General features: G+C 68.4%; 14 protein-coding genes and 1 pseudogene. 7 read left to right on the forward strand and 8 right to left on the reverse strand.

All coding sequences use genetic code 11. The annotated features are described in order from the left end of the window. Positions 1–14 precede the first annotated feature (14 nt). On the forward strand, positions 15–560 hold the full coding sequence (locus ACGF7Y_RS20825) for a CGNR zinc finger domain-containing protein (RefSeq protein WP_393236095.1): 546 nt from the start codon (positions 15–17) through the stop codon (positions 558–560). 265 nt (positions 561–825) lie between these two features. Here ACGF7Y_RS20825 and ACGF7Y_RS20830 read toward each other — a convergent pair whose 3' ends face one another. Further along, the gene (locus ACGF7Y_RS20830) at positions 826–3,783 is read right to left on the reverse strand and encodes a helix-turn-helix transcriptional regulator (protein ID WP_393236097.1); all 2,958 of its coding nucleotides are present in this window, start codon (positions 3,781–3,783) and stop codon (positions 826–828) included. Between the two features lie 158 nt (positions 3,784–3,941). Here ACGF7Y_RS20830 and ACGF7Y_RS20835 point away from each other — a divergent pair, with 158 nt between their 5' ends. Continuing rightward, positions 3,942–5,099, forward strand: coding sequence for an epoxide hydrolase family protein (locus ACGF7Y_RS20835; protein ID WP_393236099.1), 1,158 nt, complete (start codon positions 3,942–3,944; stop codon positions 5,097–5,099). A 109-nt stretch (positions 5,100–5,208) separates the two neighbouring features. On the opposite strand, the gene ACGF7Y_RS20840 is transcribed toward ACGF7Y_RS20835, so the two are convergent. Together ACGF7Y_RS20840 and ACGF7Y_RS20845 are read right to left on the reverse strand one after the other, a co-directional pair. Continuing rightward, complete coding sequence (locus ACGF7Y_RS20840; RefSeq protein ID WP_393236100.1) at positions 5,209–5,778, reverse strand: GNAT family N-acetyltransferase; 570 nt, start codon at positions 5,776–5,778, stop codon at positions 5,209–5,211. A 140-nt stretch (positions 5,779–5,918) separates the two neighbouring features. Further along, entirely contained in the window at positions 5,919–7,130 is a 1,212-nt protein-coding gene (locus tag ACGF7Y_RS20845; RefSeq protein WP_393236102.1) for a helix-turn-helix domain-containing protein, read from the reverse strand. Between the two features lie 200 nt (positions 7,131–7,330). On the opposite strand from ACGF7Y_RS20845, the gene ACGF7Y_RS20850 reads away from it, so the two are divergent. Further along, positions 7,331–7,672, forward strand: a complete 342-nt coding sequence (locus ACGF7Y_RS20850) for a hypothetical protein (RefSeq protein WP_393236104.1) — start codon at positions 7,331–7,333, stop codon at positions 7,670–7,672. Positions 7,673–7,916: 244 nt separating this feature from the next. Here the strand turns inward: ACGF7Y_RS20850 and ACGF7Y_RS20855 are convergent. Both ACGF7Y_RS20855 and ACGF7Y_RS20860 read right to left on the reverse strand, forming a co-directional pair. Beyond that, positions 7,917–8,570: pseudogene (locus ACGF7Y_RS20855) on the reverse strand (transposase); the annotation flags it as partial. A gap of 54 nt (positions 8,571–8,624) precedes the next feature. Beyond that, positions 8,625–10,139 (reverse strand): MFS transporter, encoded by a 1,515-nt coding sequence (locus tag ACGF7Y_RS20860; RefSeq protein WP_393236106.1) that lies wholly within the window; start codon positions 10,137–10,139, stop codon positions 8,625–8,627. Positions 10,140–10,214: 75 nt separating this feature from the next. Here ACGF7Y_RS20860 and ACGF7Y_RS20865 point away from each other — a divergent pair, with 75 nt between their 5' ends. The 4 genes from ACGF7Y_RS20865 to ACGF7Y_RS20880 all read left to right on the forward strand — a co-directional run bounded on the left by ACGF7Y_RS20865 (position 10,215) and on the right by ACGF7Y_RS20880 (position 14,112). After that, positions 10,215–11,156, forward strand: coding sequence for a LysR family transcriptional regulator (locus ACGF7Y_RS20865; RefSeq protein WP_393236108.1), 942 nt, complete (start codon positions 10,215–10,217; stop codon positions 11,154–11,156). A gap of 277 nt (positions 11,157–11,433) precedes the next feature. Next, entirely contained in the window at positions 11,434–11,988 is a 555-nt protein-coding gene (locus ACGF7Y_RS20870; protein ID WP_393236110.1) for a hypothetical protein, read from the forward strand. Further along, positions 11,985–13,121, forward strand: a complete 1,137-nt coding sequence (locus ACGF7Y_RS20875) for a hypothetical protein (RefSeq protein ID WP_393236112.1) — start codon at positions 11,985–11,987, stop codon at positions 13,119–13,121. The genes ACGF7Y_RS20870 and ACGF7Y_RS20875 overlap by 4 nt, the downstream gene beginning before the upstream one ends. 4 nt (positions 13,122–13,125) lie before the next feature. Continuing rightward, complete coding sequence (locus ACGF7Y_RS20880; protein ID WP_393236114.1) at positions 13,126–14,112, forward strand: FAD-dependent monooxygenase; 987 nt, start codon at positions 13,126–13,128, stop codon at positions 14,110–14,112. 20 nt (positions 14,113–14,132) lie between these two features. Here the strand turns inward: ACGF7Y_RS20880 and ACGF7Y_RS20885 are convergent, their stop codons facing one another. The 3 genes from ACGF7Y_RS20885 to cysD all read right to left on the reverse strand — a co-directional run bounded on the left by ACGF7Y_RS20885 (position 14,133) and on the right by cysD (position 17,671). Continuing rightward, complete coding sequence (locus tag ACGF7Y_RS20885) at positions 14,133–14,642, reverse strand: helix-turn-helix domain-containing protein (RefSeq protein ID WP_393236116.1); 510 nt, start codon at positions 14,640–14,642, stop codon at positions 14,133–14,135. A 261-nt stretch (positions 14,643–14,903) separates the two neighbouring features. Continuing rightward, the gene (cysC, locus tag ACGF7Y_RS20890; protein WP_393236118.1) at positions 14,904–16,739 is read right to left on the reverse strand and encodes an adenylyl-sulfate kinase; all 1,836 of its coding nucleotides are present in this window, start codon (positions 16,737–16,739) and stop codon (positions 14,904–14,906) included. After that, on the reverse strand, positions 16,739–17,671 hold the full coding sequence (cysD, locus tag ACGF7Y_RS20895; RefSeq protein WP_393236120.1) for a sulfate adenylyltransferase subunit CysD: 933 nt from the start codon (positions 17,669–17,671) through the stop codon (positions 16,739–16,741). The genes cysC and cysD overlap by 1 nt, the downstream gene beginning before the upstream one ends. Positions 17,672–17,675 lie beyond the last annotated feature (4 nt).

Consider the following 17,675-nt stretch of genomic DNA (forward strand, 5'->3'; position numbering starts at 1 on the left):
TTAGACTGGTAAACATGTCGGGGACCAGCAGCGCGCCCGGAACCCTGGAGCAGGTCCGGGCCTTCCTGAATACCTGGCGGCTACCGCACGAGACGCGGACGCCCGCAGACGATCTCCCCGCGCTGATCACTCGGGCCGCGGACTGGCGCGCCGCCCTGCCGGACATTCCGCGACCCCATCCGCGCGACCTGGACGAGCTGCTCACGCTGCGCGCCGACCTTCGCGCGGCACTCGGTCGGACCGCTCCGGCCGGGCTGCGCGAGTGGTTCGAACGGCGCCCGGTGCAGGTGACCGTCGGCGATGAAGCGCAGCCCCTGTGCTACCGGCCCGGCGACGACTGCGCGGCAGCGGTCATCGTGGCGATGGTCGCCGCCGCACTCGCCGAGGGGCAGTGGGCTCGGCTGAAGTCGTGCCCCGACTGCCGCAACGTCTTCTACGATCACAGCCGCAACCGAAGCCGTACGTGGTGCTCGATGTACGCCGAGACACCCGACGGTCGCGCCTGCGGCAGCATCTCGAAAGTGCGCGCGTATCGGAAGCGTCAGCGCCCCGGCCGATAACGCGGTTGCGCTCGTCCAGCCACGTCCTTGCCGGGCGCATGGCGGTCGCTTTCCGTGCTGCGGCCCTGTTCCGCGGGTCACCTATCCACCGCGTCATTCGTGCGCCGCGTGCGAGCGGTATGGAACGCCTGGACGAGCAGCCGCACGCATCAAGGGCTTACCGCCCCGAACCTGTGTGGCCCGCGCGCCGGCACGAAACGTGGTGGGTCGCGTTCGTTACGCGGCGGTGCGGACGATGCCGATCCCGCGGCCCGCCTGTGGTCGGTCATCCGTCGGCGACGAGCAACCCGCGTTTCCGCGCCGTCGCGGCCGCTTCGGTGCGGCTGGACGCGCAGAGCTTGGCGAGGATCCGCGAGACGTGCACACCAGCGGTGTTGGCGCTGATGAAAAGCTCGGCCGCGATCTGACGGTTGCTCGCTCCCGTTGCCACCAGACGCAGCACATCGAGTTCCCGTGGGGTCAGGCCGGCGGTGTCCGCCCGTGAGGTCGTGGCAGGCCGGTTGCCGGATTGGGCGAGATCGATCCCGGCGCGGTCGGCCAGCTGCCTGGCTTGCTCGGCGAGTGGCACGGCCGCCAACTCGTCGGTCAGCGCTAGAACGGAACGCAGTGCGCCGCGTGCTGCCGCACGATCACCCGCCGCCAATTCCGCGTCGCCGGATTCGAGCAGGCTGCGCGCGAGCTCGTACGGTCGGCCCAGGGCTCGCCAAGACGAAACCGCCGTGACCCAATCGGCGGGACGGCCACTACCCAGGGCGTGGCAGGAATTCCGATATGCGGTGTCGACGGCGGACGTCACGGGCAACTTCGCCGTGACGGAGTCCAGAACCAGTGGGGCGCGGCGAGTTCGGGCGATCGCCTCGGCCAGCGCCCACGCCTCGTGATGGTGCGCGGCCAGGTCGTCCGCGCTCAATGTCGCGGCGCCGATCTCGGCGGCGCGCTGCGGGTTGCCCGCCGCGTGCGCGATCTCGGTCTGCACGGTGTGCAGTTGGATCTGGTATTGCCTGGCCCAGCGGCGGTCTCCGAGCAAGGGCTGTGCGGTCGCCGCGCTCGTCGCCGCGGCCTCCTCGTCGCCACGCGCCAGCATGATCCGCGCGTGACACAGCAGCAGCGCGGCGGTGCTCAACGGGGTCAGCTGCGCGGTGAGCGATTCGTCGATCAGCTCGAGCGCTTCGTTCCAGCGACCCAGCGCAGTGAGCGCCTGTGCCCATTTGACCAGCAGGATCGGTGCCGCCTCGGCGAATCGGTAGGTCTCGTGCGCGGCGCGCAGCCCCTGCTGGATCGCGGCGATGGCAGCCTCGTCGGCGCCCGCCGACACCAGCAGCGCCGATTCCCACAGCACCACCGTGAGCAAGGTGCCCGGATCATGCGCGGACTTCGCGATCGCATGCGCCTGTTCGAAGTGCGCCATGGCGGCCTCCGGACGGTCCGCGGTTGCCAGCCCGAGATACGCGTAGGCGCGCGCGGCCAGCGCCCTGGCGCGCCGGTCGTCGCGAAAGACGCTCGAACGCGGCCATGCGGACGCGGCATCCGCACCGGCGGCCTCCTCGGGCGCACATGGCGTAGCCATGACAGACGAGGTGTCGTCGGCGTTCGGCGCACTGCGTAACCCTTCGGCCACCTCGACAGCGGCGCGCGCGTCGTTCTCGGCCGCCGCCGCCGCGCCGCTGAACACCCGCGCCGCGGCGAGTTCGGCGAGCACTTCGCCGCGCAGCAGGGTCGGCCGGTCCGAAGGAAGATAAGCCAGCGCCGCGAGCAGGTCGCCTTCCCCGCCGCCGCTGCTCTGATTGCGCAGTCCGGCGCGGTAGTAGTGCAGCCGGGCCGCGCGCTCCGGGTCGGTCGCCGCATCGATGACGGTCAGCGCCTCGTCGGCCGCCGCGATCCCGCGCTCGACGACACCGCCCCGGTAACACGCGGCCACCACCGCTTCCACCACATCGATCCGGTCGGCGTCCACCCGGCTCGCCGCTTCGGGCACCCGCTCCCACGATTCGAGCACCTGGTCCAGATAGCGCACGCGGACACGATGCGCTCCAACGTTTTCCGCTTCGGTCGCGGCTTCCCAGGAGGCCTCGAGTGCCAGCGGCAGCTCTCCGGCGGCATACGCGTGGTAGGCCAGCTCGCCGGAGGGGCACTCGTCCGGTTCCTGCATGCGGAGCACGGCCAGTGCACGAGAAAGGCTGCTGTGCAGCCTTTTTCGCTCGGCTGGTAGGAGACCGTCGTAGACGGCGTCGCGGATGAGCACGTGGCGGAACTGATAGCCGGTGTCGGTGGGCACCAAGAGCTGCTGGTCGATCAGCTGATGCAAAGCCGCGGTGAGCGCGTCCTCGGCGAGATCGGAGGCGGCCGCCAGCGGGGCGTGCCGAACCGGTGACCCGGCCGCCGCCGCGAGCCGCAGTACCGACGCGGTTTGATCGGGCAGGTCGGACAGGTGGCCGAGCAACAGCTCCGAGAGCTCGGCGGGCGTATCCTCGGGTGCGGGACAGAGCGCCTCGACGAACAAGGGGATTCCCTTGCTGCGCTCGAAGATTCGCCCGATCGTTCCTGGTTCCGACTCCCGGCCGCGTAGCGCCGCCAGCTGTCTGCCCACCTCGTGCCTGGTCAGTGGCGCCGGAGAAAGCAGGCGGACACCGAGGTCGCGGCGCAGGCCCGCGACCAGCTTGCGCAACGGTCCGGAATCGGCGGGCCGGTAGGTGCCGACCAAGAACAGATCGCCTTCGGCGATGTTGGCCACCAGGAAGGCGAGCAATTCCAGGCCGGACTCGTCGGCCCAGTGCAGATCCTCCAGCACCACCACCAGCGGTCTGTTCATCGAGCACTGTTCCAGCACGGTCAGGATCTCGCCGAACAACCGGATCCGATCGGTGTCGATCTCCGCCGCGCCGGACCGCGCCGCCAGTTCCGGAAGCCAGCGCGCCAGCGCGGGTTTCGCCGGAAGCAGCGCCGCGAGCGCCTCCACACCCTGGTCGCGCAGCAGTGCGCGCATGACCGCGACGAACGGAGTGAACGCCACCCCCTTCGCGCCGAATTCCGGGCACCGCCCGGACAGCACCGCCGTGCGGGCCCCGAGCCGCGTCCCGAACTCCGCGACCAGCCGCGACTTGCCGATCCCCGCTTCGCCCCCGACCAGCACGGTATGCACCGTCGGCTCCCCATAGGCATCCTGCAATGCCGCGAGCTCAGCGGCCCGCCCCACGAAGGCGCCGCATACCGGAAGGCTGACCACGGCGCGATCATGCCCCGACGGCGAGGTCAGCGCCAATCGCGGAGCCGAGGCGGAGCGCGGTGGAGAGCTGGATCGGTACTTCGAGCCAGAGCGCCCACGACGGAAATAACGAATTCTCGTGATTCGGCGGGCCCCTCGTTACCCGAAGTATCAATGGCATGACGAACACCGAGATCCGCCCCTTCCGCATCGACATCCCGCAGGCCGACCTGGACGACCTTCGCTCGCGCGTGGCCCGCACCCGCTGGATCGACGATCTGCCCGGCATCGGCTGGGAGCGCGGTGTGCCGACCGCCTACCTGAAGGAACTGGCCGGGTACTGGGCCGAGAAGTTCGACTGGCGCGCCGCCGAGACGCAGTTGAACGCCTACCCGCAGTTCACCACCATCGTCTCCGGACAGAATGTGCACTTCCTGCATGTGCGCTCGGCCCGAGCGGACGCCACCCCGCTGCTGTTGCTGCACGGTTGGCCGAGTTCGGTGGCCGACTTCCGCGACATGATCGGCCCGCTCACCGACCCCGCCGCGCACGGCACCCCGGACGCGCCTGCCTTCCACCTGGTCATCCCGTCGCTGCCCGGCCACGGTTTCTCCGGCCCGATCACCGAGCCGGGCTGGAACGACGGCCGGATCGCGGCGGCGCTCGCCGAACTCATGGCCCGTCTCGGCTACGACCGCTACGGCGTGCAGGGCGGCGACCACGGCGCCTTCATCGCCCCGGCACTGGGGCGGATCGATACCGAGCATGTCCTCGGCGTGCACGTCAACGCGTTGGTGACTTTCCCGACCGGCGACCCCGCCGACATGGCCGCCCTCACCGACGCGGAGAAGGCGCGACTGGGCGCGATGAAGAAGTTCCAGGACGACGGCTCGGCCTACATGAACCTGAAGGGCTCCCGCCCGAACACCATCGCCCAGTTGCTCGCCGATTCCCCGACCGGCCAGCTCGGCTGGATCGTGGAGAAGTACCGCGAGTGGACCGACCGATCCCACGGCCTGCCCGAACAGGCCGTCGACCTCGATCGCCTGCTGACCACGGTGAGCATCTACTGGTTCACCGACACCGCCCGCAGCGTCGCGAACCTCTACTACGAGCGCTTCCACGACGCGACCATGTTCGCCCCGAAACCGAAGGGCACCGTGCCCACCGGCGTCGCGGTATTCAAGGACGGCGACTACGCCATCCGCCGCTTCGCCGAGCACACGCACAACATCATCCATTGGTCGGAGTTCTACTCCGGCGGGCATTTCCCCGCACTCGAGGTGCCGGAGCTGCTGATCGGCGACGTGCGCGAGTTCTTCCGGTCGCTGGGCTGATTCGATGGGGCAGAGGGGCAGGCAGTGGCGACCGCCTGCCCCTCGCCGTGGATCGCACTCCGCTGAATACGACTCGTCCACCGCCGGCTAGCGAATCTTCGCGCTATCTCTATTCACGGATCAAGACATCGAACGTCGGCGCGTTCGGCCAACCCGGTTTCGTCACGCCGACTCGAGACCATCCCCAGCGCAGGTACGCGCCGTAAGCGCGTTCATTCTCGGGCTCGACCAGGAGCGTCGCACGCCGTTCGGGTCGGCTGCTCAACAGCGTGTCGTGCAGGCTTCGCGCCAAGCCGCGACCGGTGTATTCGGCGCACACCATGATCTCCGACAGCGCGAATGTTCGGGTGCCATCCTCGGTGGTGAACGTGTCGATGCCGGCAAGCCCATCGTCTGGCTGAAAATTTCTCCACCACGCGGCATTCGGACGCAGCGTCCATCCCCACGTCTGCCCCGCGGGCGTCCCGCCGACATACGCCATGACCATCGCGAACACACTGCCGCCTGCGGGGTCGGTGTAGTTGTCGAATCGGTGCATGAACTGCTCAGGCGCATCGAACGGATCACCGGAGGCGATCGCGTCGACGTAAGACCGACGGTAGATGTCTTCGACCGTCGCTCGGAGTTCCCGCGCCTCTACAGCGTCGAGGTGTCGCCATTCGACATCCGGAAGGTTCACACCGTAATCCCTGTCTGTGACGTGAGCGAAGCGGTTCCGGAACTCCCGACGTCCAGCAAGCAGGTACGGCGAAAGGTATCCCTGCTCCTTGGAAAGGTTACCTGGTCGGGTGCGCGGTCGCTCGGCTCAACCGAACCTGATCAGCCGCGCTCGATTCCGCACCAAGCGGCAAATCCCCGCACACTCTCATTGCTCCGTGCGTCGTCGCGAGCGAGAACCCGAATCGTCTCGTGGACCATGGGGTGGTAGCGGGTCTGTGTCGGCGCGATCTCCTTGGCTTTACGCAAGGAGTTGAGAGCTTTGGTGCGGTCTCCATGGAGCAGGTATCCCCGGGCCAGGTCGATGTAGTGGTGTCCCGCGCGCTCACGTGGTGTCGAAGCGGGGAGACGCACGCGCTCGGCTCGCTTCACCGCCTCGGTGCCGTCCATCATCTCGACGGCCAGCCCGACCGACCAGATGTCGACGTTCGTGACGCCGAAGCACAGCCGGTAGTCGTCCCGATCGCCACCGATGCGGTGGGCGGTCTCCCGCGCTTCGGCGAGGTGTTCGTCGGCGACGTCCCGCCGTCCCGCGCGGGCTGCGGCGAGACCCGATTTCAGGTGGAGGTTGCCCCACATGCTGAGAACAGCGGGGTCGCCGCCGCCGATGTCGGATTCGATTGCCGCGCGACTGGATTCGAGGAAGCGCAGGGCAGTCGACCAGTCGGCCGTGCAGATCAGCTCGCCCGCGCGCTGATAATCACCCGCGAGCACGGCCAGTTGGTCGTCGGTTTGCGCGGCTGCCCATTCGTACCGCTCGACGCACAACGAGGAAAGGTCGATATAGCCGAGCTTGTACACGAGCTGTCCGGTCGCGGCGAACGTTTCGGCGAGAAGACCGAATATGCGCGTGCGCTCGGTTCCGGTCGCGCAGTGCCAAGCCACGCGGAGGTCGGCTAATAGGCCCGGCAGGAGCGTGCCGAGGTCACCGAGGTTGACCGAGTGCCGCAGTTTGGACGCCTTCGCGACGTCAGCGGCGAGTTCGCGCTCGGGCCGTGCGTTCATGGTGCCGTCCGGCTCGATCCTGTACGCGGCCAGTTCGCGTCGGATTCCGGCTACTCCGGCATGCACTTGCTGTTCGTCGCGAGTCTGGCGCGGATAGGGCTGCTCCAGCAGATCGGCCGGATTCACGCGCAGAGCACGTGCGCATGCCGCGACGAACGCCGGGGACGCGGGCGCGCGGCCGCGCTCCACTTTGCGGACCAGACTCGCCGAGAAGTTGGCTTCCCGCGCGAGTTTCTCCTGGCTCCAGCCCGCCAGCTTCCTGGCTACGCGTACTTTGTCGCCGACACCGGACTCCTGGGTCATCGTCATCACGCATTCCATTCCACAGACTTCTTCATCCCCAGGGTGGCAAAACTTTTGCCGCTTCGCTGTGTTGTCGTTCCGTCACAGTCTGTTCGGGCCCCGGCGCCGGGCGAGCACATCCCTCGTCAACAGCGCCGATCGCGTTGCCATCGTCCGGGGATCCCCGGCACCGGGTGCCACACCACATCGACGGAAGAGGGGCGGACATGGCGGAAATCGCGCTCGGCTACATCCGGCTGGATCAGTCCGGCAGTGATCACGCGGGTGAGGAGCGCGCGATTCGGGCGCTAGCCGAGCGGAGAGGCTATCCCGAGCCGGAAGTGCTGGTGGTGGAGCGGGATGCGCTGATGCCGACGCTGCTGCTCGTGCAGGCGATCCGCCGGGTGGGCGCATCGGTCGTCATCGCTCCGACTCGGGAGCACATCTGGACCGCCAGGCGCGGCCTCACGGAAGAAGTGACGCTGATTGTCGTCGCGCCCGAGCAGGTGTGGGAGCGGGGACATCGGTGGGCGCCGCTCGGCGCACCGGAGAACGGGGCGAGAGCTTGATGTCCGACCGGTCCGAGTTCGGCACGGCCCTGGTGGTGGGGACGGCGGTGGTCGTGGTGCTGCTGATGGTCTTCTTCGCGGCGAGCAGGTGGTGGCGAAGGCCGTTGCGTGGTCCGAGCGTCTATCACATCGCCGAACGTGTCGGCCATGAGCAATTGTGCCCTGCTGGGCTGGCCGCCGTTGGGCTGGCCTGCGGTAGAACCGAGAGACGGCCCGGAATTCGGCCCCGGCGACGCGCACGCCCTCATGCAGGTGCATCTCGAGTGCGACGCGGACGAGTGCTCGTGGAAATGCGCGGCGGTGGAGACCTTACGAGCCACTGGTCGCATGCGGCCGAGCAAGTAATCCGCGCCGGCCCAATCCGTTCCGCCGCACAGCAGCGAAGCGCTGCCTTAGGCCGTGTCTCACATGGCTGATTTCGCGAGTTTCTTGTACCAGGTAAGTGTCGCGGCGAGGCGAGGAACTGGTGGCCTTGCGGTCGTAGCGGATGTTTGAGGCGGCGGTAGCCGGTCAGCCAGGAAATCGCGCGCTCGATCATCCACCAGTGGCGGCCGAGGCGCTGGGAGGATTCGATGTCTTTGCGGGCAGGGCGGACACCGATTCCGCGGTTGCGCACCCCTTGCCGCAGTTCGGCGGTGTCGTATGCCTTGTCGGCGTGCAGCTTGCCGGGTTCGCGTCGGTGCGGCCCGCGCTGCGAGCGGGTGGCGTGGACCGCTTTGACCAGCGGCCGCAGCGCTTCGCCGTCGCTGGTGTTGGCGGCCGAGATACCCACCGACAGCGGAATTCCCGCGCGGTCGGACAGCACGTGGATCTTCGAGCCGGGCTTGCCGCGATCGACCGGGCACGGGCCGGTTGAAGGTCCCCTTTTCGCCCGGACACCCGCCGCGTCGGTCACCGCCCAGAACAGCACCCGATACGTCGTTGTGAGCGCGGATATCGTCGCCTGATCAACCTACGACCGGCTACTCCGCCGGGACAGCAGCGACTGCAGTACGACGAGCCCGCCGAGGACGAGTACGGTCACGCCGATCACGCGGAATCCGGTGTCCGCGCCCGAGACGAACGCCGTGACGACCTCGGTGGCGCGCTCGGGCGCGGTCGTGGCGAGGGCTTCGGCCACGGTGTGCGGGGAATGGTCGGCGCGGATGTCCGGTGGTAGCGCGGCGGCGAACCGTGCGGTGAGCACCGTGCCGATGACCGCGACCCCCAGGGCGCTGCCGAATTCCCGCGTGGTGGCTTGCAGTCCCGCTCCGACTCCGGCCTGCTCCGGCGGCAGCGAACCGGCGATGGCGCCGGACAGCGTCGGAAGTGCCAGCGCCACACCGACTCCGGTGATCACGAGCCAGGCCGCGTATGCGAGGTAGGGCGTCTGCGTGCCGCTCACGGAGAGCCCCAGCAGCCCACATCCGACGAACGTGAAGGCCAGTGCGATGGTCGCGTCGAGGCCGATGCGTCCCGACACGCGTGCGGCATGTCGTGCGCCGAGGATGATCGGGACGGTCAGCGGAACGATGCCCAGCCCGGTGCGCAGCACGCCGAACCCCTTGCCGTACTGCAAGAACGACGCGTTCACATAGAACAGCGCGAACATGCCGAAGAAGACCGCCGTCATCCCGAGGCAGGCGCTGCGCAGGCCGGGCACGCGGAACAACCGGGGATCCAGCAGCGGATGCTCGACCTTCATTTCCACGACCGTCCACGCGGTGAACAACAACGCGGCACAAGCGAACCCGGCGACGACAACCACGCTGTTCCACCCCGCCTCCGGCCCTTGGACGATGCCGAGCAGTAGCGCGACCGACGCACCGACGAGCAGCACCGCGCCGAGCGGATCGAGGCGGCGATCATGGCGCGCCGACACCGGCGCGATACGTCCCGCGATCGCGGCGAGAACCAGCGAGATCGGCACGGCGGCGGCGAACAACCACCGCCACGAGCCGCCCGACAGGATCGACCCGCCGCCGACGTTGCCGACGACTCCGCCGATGCCCGTCATCGAGGCCCACGTGGCGATCGTCGCGCCCTTGCGTTCGGCGGGTACCGCGTGCAGCAGGACCGACAGTGTGTTGGGCAGCACGGCGGCAGCGCCGACACCGGTGATCGCACGGCCCGCCAGAAGCAGAGCCACGGTGGGCGCCGTCGCCGAGATCAGCGCGCCCACCGCGAACAGCCCCAGGCCCGCGAGCAAAATTCCCTTGCGCCCGAAGCGGTCCCCGGCGGCCCCGCCCGGGATGACCAGGCAGGCGAAGACGATCACATAGGTGTCGACGATCCAGACCAGCGCGGACGCGGACGGATGCAGTGCGCTGGAGGCGAGCATCGGGACGGCGAGGTTGATCGCGGCGACCATCCCGACGACGAGGACTACGCAGGCGCACATGATCGCGAGCAGACCGCGCTGTGCGGCGGGACGGGACGGGTCTCGCGACAACGCAACGCGATCCCGGAGCATGACATCGAACGGCATGTGCCCGACGGTAGGGATCTCGATGAACTTCGTGCCACGCAACTTCGACAATAGATACTTGCGTAGGATGCAACTATGCCCGAGCAGCTGGATCTGAATCTCCTGCGGGTGTTCGACGCCCTGCTCCGGGAAGGCGGCGTCACGGCGGCTTCCGAGCGCTTGCATCTGTCCATCCCCGCGACCAGCCGGGCGCTGGGCCGGTTGCGACGGGCGATGAACGATCCGATCCTGGTGCGCGCCGGGCGTGGGATGGCTCCGACACCGTTCGCACTGCGCACCGCGCCGCGGGTGCGGTCACTGCTCGACGAAGCGGCCGCGTTGATCAGCGCCGATCGCGAGATCGCGATCGGCGAGCTGGAGCGCACTTTCACCATTCGCATCAATGACGGCGTCGCCGCGACCTTGGCGACGACGGCGGTCGATGCCACGGCCGCGCTCGCCCCCGGCGTGGTCCTCCGTTTCGTCACGGAGGGCAGCGAGAGCGTCGAGGCCCTGCGCGACGGTTCGGTCGATCTCGACATCGGCGTCGGTGACGCCGCGGCTCCCGACATCCGCACCGCCGTGCTGTACCGGGAACGAATGGTCGGCATCGTCCGCGCCGACAGTCCGCTGTGCAGGCGCCGTCGCCCGACGTTGCGGCAACTGTGCGGGCGTCCCCACGTCTCGGCCTCCCGCCGTGGGCGCGCTCGCGGACCGCTCGACGACGCGCTCGACGCGGCGGGCCTGCAACGCCACGTCGCCGCCGTCGTCCCGACCTTCGCTGTCGCCGCGCTCCTGGTCTCCTCGAGCCGTTACGTCGGACTGGTCCCGCAGCGCCTCGCCGAACAATACGGCCGGACTCTCGGCATTCGCTGGTTTCCCCTTGCCGCGGACCTGCCGGAAGTCGAAGTGCGCCTGCTCTGGCATGCCCGGCTCGACGCCGATCCGGCCCAGCGCTGGCTGCGCGACACCATTCGCGACGCGTTGTGCGAGCCCGGCGGCGGGAAATCGGCGGGGGCCGTTCGCACGCCCGAGTGACACCGTGTCGCCTCAGCAGGTGCGGCCAATGCACGACAGTCGAATCGACGCGAATGGAGAGCGTGCCAGGGGGATTCCAATCAATGCCGTCCGGTCGCGGCGGTGGTACTTTGAACGCCGAACCGGCCGGGCACGGGGGTTCTGTGACCACGATGGTCGATCAGGCGCGGCGCTCGGCATCGTTTTAGTACCGTTCGACGGACCGGTTGCCGACTGTCGGGGCGGTGGGGCGGGCAGCGGGGTGTGAGGTCTGATGAGTTCCGTATGGCGCGGGCGCATGAGACGCTCGGCGCGTGACACGGCGGGGTCCGCCGACAGCGCGCGGGACGGAAACTCTCGCTTCGTCCCGAGTCCCGCGCGGGTTCGCGAGGTCGAGCATCGCACCCGCCTGCTGCTCCAGCGCATGAAGGTGCGCGAATTGCTGACCATGCGCCAGCTGATCGAGCGCTATTGCGAATTCACCGGCGCGACGGTGCTTCTGCAGGAGAAGTTGCTGCCGGTCGACTGCTTCTTCGCGATCACGCTGAAGCTTTCGGCGCCGCCCGACACCTACGTCATCGCGTATCAGAAGGCGACACCCGCCTGGCATCAGGACCACGGGATCGGGCACGAGTTCGGGCACATCATCGCCGGGCACTACGAGACCGGGAACGTGCACCGCCATGCGGCGTTGTCTCCGGAGCGGGAATGGGAGGCGGAGTACACGGCGAACCTGCTCGCGCGGTGGGGGTACGAGGTGGGCAGGGTGCTCGATCGGCAGCGCGCGCTGCGGCCCTTACAGCGGACCGAAGACCTGTCACTGCCGTTGCAGGAGAGAATGGGCTGGCTGTGATCTACATACCGCACGGGTGGCTCATCGCGGCGTTCACCGCCGCCATGATCTGGAAGTCGAGTCAATACCGCCGCAACAAGGACGTCGCTCTTCTCGCGGTCGTGGGGGCCTTCTTCTTCCTGGCGTCGGGGTATGCCTTCGGCGAGTACGTCCAGAACCGTCCGGACCCGTGGTTGCTGAGCGCGATGGGTTACGAATTCGTCGGGACCGTCCTGTTGGTGGGAGCCAAGGCCTGCATCGTCGCGTTCTTCGTGCTGGCCTCCCGGCACACCGCCCAGACGAAGAAGATACTGGTCGCGCTCGGTATCCCGCTTGCCGCGTCGATCATCGTCATGGCCGTGTGCGTGGTGGTCGCGGGCCCCGGCGCGAAACCCTACGGATTCGCCGACCCCGCCGTGGTCGGCTTCCATCTCGGGGAGAAGGTGAGCACGTTGCCGATCGGGATGTTGATCGTTTTCTACTGCTTCGCCTATCTGCGTTTGCTCTCGGGGACGCCGGCCCACGGAATCGGGCTCGCCGCGATAGGCGCGGTGTCGATGCTCGCCGCCTCGGTGACTTTCACCGTCCAGCTCGGGTACTACGCGGAATCGGTACGGCCACCGCGAGCGCTCGTCGCGCTGGGGCGGTGGGAGGTCTATCTGGGGCAGTTCGTATTCCTTCTGGGTGTGTCCTGGTATGGCTTGGTGATGCGGATACGAGCGGTGGCCGTCGGCCTCGCAGCATTGCGTGACGTTCTGTTGCTGTGGCGGCTGTGGCGCTTCGCGGTCGGCGTGATCACCCGGTTTCTTCCGGAACGGCGGATGCCCGCCTTCCGCGTCCGGCAGCCCTTGGCGGCCGTCATGGAATGGCGGCAGGCGATGATGGTCGACATTCGTGATGCGCTGATGCTGCTCAGCCCCCAGATCGATCCGACGTCGACCGCCACCGTCTCCGGTTACGCGCGCGAACTCCAGCGCGTCGCCGCGGCCAATCGCGAGCGGCCGGTGCTGTACGGCGAACCGCACCGCGCGGCCGTGGACCAGGCTGATACGTTCGATGCCGACCGCAAACTGCTCGTGGCCTTGGCGGCCCGCCTGGGGGAGAACATGGTTCGGGTGCGTCGGCAATGGGCTCGGCCCACGGCGAAGGTGTGACCGGATGTTTCGAGCGGAGATCATCGGTTGCGGTGTCGGAGGGGCGTGCGCGGCCCTGGCGATGGCGAAAGTCGGGGCGCGGGTGCAGGTCCATGAGACCGCGGCGCGCACTGCCGAGGTGGGCGGGTGGGTCACCCTCGGCCCCGCCGCGTCGACCGCGCTCGATCAGATCGGCCTGGGTGAAAAGGTCAGAGCGGCCGGGTTCCCGGTCGTCGGCGTCAGCACCGTCGACACGCTCACCGGGCGAACGAACTCCTTCGCCCGGACCGAGCCCGGTCATCGCTGGCCCAGCACCCACATCTGGCGCAAGGATCTCCTGGCCTTGTTGCGAGAACGCTTGGACGAAGCGGACATCCCGTGCGAATACGGAACGCGGGTCGATCCCGGCTCGCGCACGGGTGATCTGCTGGTCGGCGCGGACGGTGCTCGTTCGGCCACGCGGCGCATGCTCGGTGATGCAAGAGAGCCCACCTACACCGGTCAATCGATCCGCTACGGTCATTGCCCGGTCGTGGTGCCCGGGCTCCCGACGCACGTCCTGCACTTCTGGTCGCACCCCGAAGGTGTAGCGGGCTATGTGGGGGACGACCGCGATGGATCGTTCTGGTTCAGCAGGCGCACCGTCGCGTCCGGCACGGCGGTCGACCCGGAGGTGTTCCTCGACGCGCTGCGGGCAACCCCGGTGGTGCGGGTGCTGGAGCGTTCCGAGGTGAGCGCTCCGATCGCACTGTACGAACTCGAACCCGAGGGGAGCTGGCACAACGCCGACACCGTCCTGATCGGCGATGCGGCGCATGCCGTTTCGCCTGCGGCGGGGCGTGGCGCGACCTCCGCCATCGAGGATGCGATCGTCCTGGCGAAGACCCTGCGCAGCGCGGACTCCATCGCCGCCGCGCTGGAGGCCTATACGGAAGTTCGCCGCCCGATCGCGCAGGCGACCTATCGGCCGGGCCCCGCTCCGAAAGTCTCGGCCGCGGATCTGCGACTCTGACCCGAGCGGCAGCCGATCACTCAACCCTCGGTTTTCTCGTCGTCCTCCGCAGCGGCCGGTCGGCGATAGAGTTCGTGCTGCTGGAGATCGCGCAGGATATTGCCGACTATGGCGCCGAACGTCGACCTGCCGAGTTCGTTCAAGGTGCCGAGTTCGGACAGGCGGAAACCGATCGCCTCCACGCCCGCCTCGGAGAGCTCCGCGGCCAGCCGCGATTCGACGTCGGCTTGCTGCGCGGCCGCGCCGTCGAGGAATTCCCGGACATCGACGCCCAGTGCCACGGAAATCCCTTCGACCGTGCGAAAACTGGGGTTGCGGACTCGTCCGAGCCGGATGTGCGAGACCTGGGCCGGGCTCAGTGGATAGCCGAGCGCGGTCGAGCGCTCGGCGATGTCTTTGTTGGAGTAGCTGCGTGAATCCCGCCGCTGGGCAGCGGCGATCACCCGATTCAGGTGCCGCGCGATGGGGCCGGCGTCCTCCGTCGGCTCCTCGCTGATCTCATCTCCCTCGCCGGACACGACCTGTGCCACCAACCTCCCGATTCGGCCCCGTCACCGTGCGACCATGGTATCCGCCGGTAAAGGATCAGAGCGCAGCGGCTAGTCGCTTAGCGCTTTACAATCGGATCCTATCGCTCTACGCTCGTATCCGAACCGATTATGAAGATGTCACCAGAAGCCGGCTTCGTGTATCGACTGTGGAGGGGATAGCCGATCCACGAAGCCGGTTACGACGAATCGGGGAAGCCGAAGGGCAGGCGGCCACTTGCCGCCTGCCCTTTCCGCGCATGCTCAGTCCATACGACTCAGCCGCGCGATGATCGTCGCGGCCATCGAGGCCGGGTCGCCGTGGTCGGGTCGCAGCACGATCTCGGCTTCGGTCGGCGCTTCGTAGGGGTCGTCGATGCCGGTGAAGCCGCGGATCTCGCCCGCGCGGGCTTTGGCGTACATGCCCTTGGGGTCGCGGGCTTCGCAGACCGCCAGTGGCGTGTCGACGAACACTTCCAGGAAGGGAATGCCCGCCGCGTCGTGGGCGGCGCGGACGCGGTCGCGGTCGGCGCGGTAGGGGCTGATCAGCGAAACCACCGCGACCACACCGGATTCGGCGAACAGTTTCGCCACTTCGCCGACGCGGCGGACGTTCTCCTCCCGGTCGGCCGTGCTGAAGCCGAGATCCGAGTTGAGGCCGTGGCGCAGGTTGTCGCCGTCCAGGAGGAACGCCGGGCGGCCCGCGGCGACCAACCTGCGCTCCAGTTCCACGGCGACGGTGGACTTTCCGGACCCGGACAAGCCGGTCAGCCACACCGTGAGGCCGCGGGTGGCGCGCTCGTCGCGTTCGACGGCCGTGGAGTGCCAGACCACTCGGGTGGAGGGCAGGCTCGGGCCGGTGATCATGCCCGCGGCGACGGTGTTGTTGGTGGTGTCGTCGACGAGGATGAAGCTGCCGGTGGCGCGGTTGCGGCGGTACGGATCGAACAGCAACGGTTGCCGGGTGCGCAGCTGGATACGGCCGATCTCGTTGAGCGACAACGATTCCGCGTGCTCGTCGCGATGCAGCGAGTTGACGTCCAGCCGGTAGTCCAGCGAGCGCACCTCGGCGGTCGCGGCGCGGGTGCTGTGCCGGATCGTGTAGGTAGCGCCGGGTGTCAGCTGGGCGTCCTCGGCGAACCAGCACACCATCGCGTCGACATCGCGACCCGCGGCCGGGCGGTTGTTCGGACGGCAGATCAGATCGCCGCGGGAGATATCCAGTTCGTCGGCGAGCTGGATGGTGACCGCCTGCGGCGGAAAGGCTTCCGCGACCGGCGCGCCGCCCGGCCCCCAGATCGCCTCGACCGTGGTGGTGAAACCGGACGGCAGCACCGCCACTTCGTCGCCGGGCTTGAAGACTCCGCCCGCCACGGTGCCCGCGTACCCGCGGAAATCCTGGGCGTGGCTGCGGGTGACGTACTGCACCGGGAAGCGCGCATCGATCAGGTTGCGGTCCGAGGCGATGTGCACCTCCTCCAGGTGGTGCAGCAGGGGAGTGCCCTCGTACCACGGCATGCTCGCGCCACGGTGCACGATGTTGTCGCCGTGCAGCGCCGACACCGGCACGAAGGTCAGGTCGGAGACGTCCAGTTTGGACGCGAATCGCGCGAACTCCTCGCGGATCTCCTCGAAACGTTCCTGCGACCAGTCCGCCAGGTCCATCTTGTTCACGCACAGCACCAGGTGCGGGATGCCGAGCAGACTGGCCAGGAACGCGTGCCTGCGGGTCTGCTCCACCACGCCCTTGCGGGCGTCGACCAGGATCAGCGCCAGGTCGGCGGTGGAAGCTCCGGTCACCATATTGCGGGTGTACTGCACGTGCCCCGGAGTGTCGGCGATGATGAATTTTCTTCTCGGCGTGGCGAAATAGCGATGCGCCACGTCGATCGTGATGCCCTGTTCGCGTTCGGCGCGCAGGCCGTCGGTGAGCAGAGCGAGGTTGGGATAGTCGTCGCCGCGGTCGCGGCTGGTGCGCTCCACCGCGGCGAGCTGATCGGTGAACAGCGTCTTGGAGTCGAACAGCAGCCTGCCGATCAGCGTGGACTTGCCGTCGTCGACGCTGCCCGCGGTGGCCAGGCGCAACAATGTGGTCGTCATCAGAAGTAGCCTTCGCGTTTGCGGTCTTCCATGCCTGCTTCGGAGATGCGGTCGTCGGCGCGGGTGGCGCCGCGCTCGGTGACCCGCGCCGCGGCGACCTCGGCGACCACCTCCGCGGGTGTGGCCGCGGTGGATTCGACGCAGCCGGTGCAGGTCGCGTCGCCGACGGTGCGGAACCGCACGGTGGACTCGTACGGCTCCTCGCCGTCGAGCAGTTCGAGAAAGCGGGTGTGCGCCAACAGCATTCCGTCGCGCTGCACCACCGGCCTGCGGTGCGCGTAATAGAGCGGGGGCAGCTCGATGCCTTCGGCGGCGATGTAACTCCAGATGTCCAGCTCGGTCCAGTTCGACAGCGGGAACACCCGGATGTGCTCTCCTGCGCGGTGCCTGCCGTTGTAAAGGTTCCACAGCTCGGGGCGCTGCCTGCGCGGATCCCACTGGCCGTACTCATCGCGGAAGCTGAACACCCGCTCCTTGGCGCGGGCCTTCTCCTCGTCGCGGCGCGCGCCGCCGAAGACCGCGTCGAACGCTCCTTCCTGGATCGAGCGCAGCAGTGTCGTCGTCTGCAATCGGTTGCGGGAGGCGCGCGGCCCGGTCTCCTCGACCACGCGCCCCGCGTCGATGTCGTCCTGCACTCGCCCGACCACCAGGCGCAGGCCCAGCCGCGCCACCGTCTGGTCGCGGTAGGCGATCACCTCGTCGAAATTGTGCCCGGTGTCGATATGCAGCACCGGAAACGGCAGCGGCGCCGGCCAGAAGGCCTTCGCCGCCAGGTGCAGCATCACCACCGAGTCCTTGCCGCCGGAGAACAGCAACACCGGGCGCTCGAATGTCGCTGCCACTTCACGGAATATGTGCGCCGACTCGGCCTCGAGCGCGTCCAGATGGGGCAGCTCGTAGGTGCTCGCCGTCGACTTCGCGTACTGGCTCACACCG

Source organism: Nocardia sp. NPDC047654, assembly GCF_043205035.1.
Taxonomy (GTDB): Bacteria; Actinomycetota; Actinomycetes; order Mycobacteriales; family Mycobacteriaceae; genus Nocardia.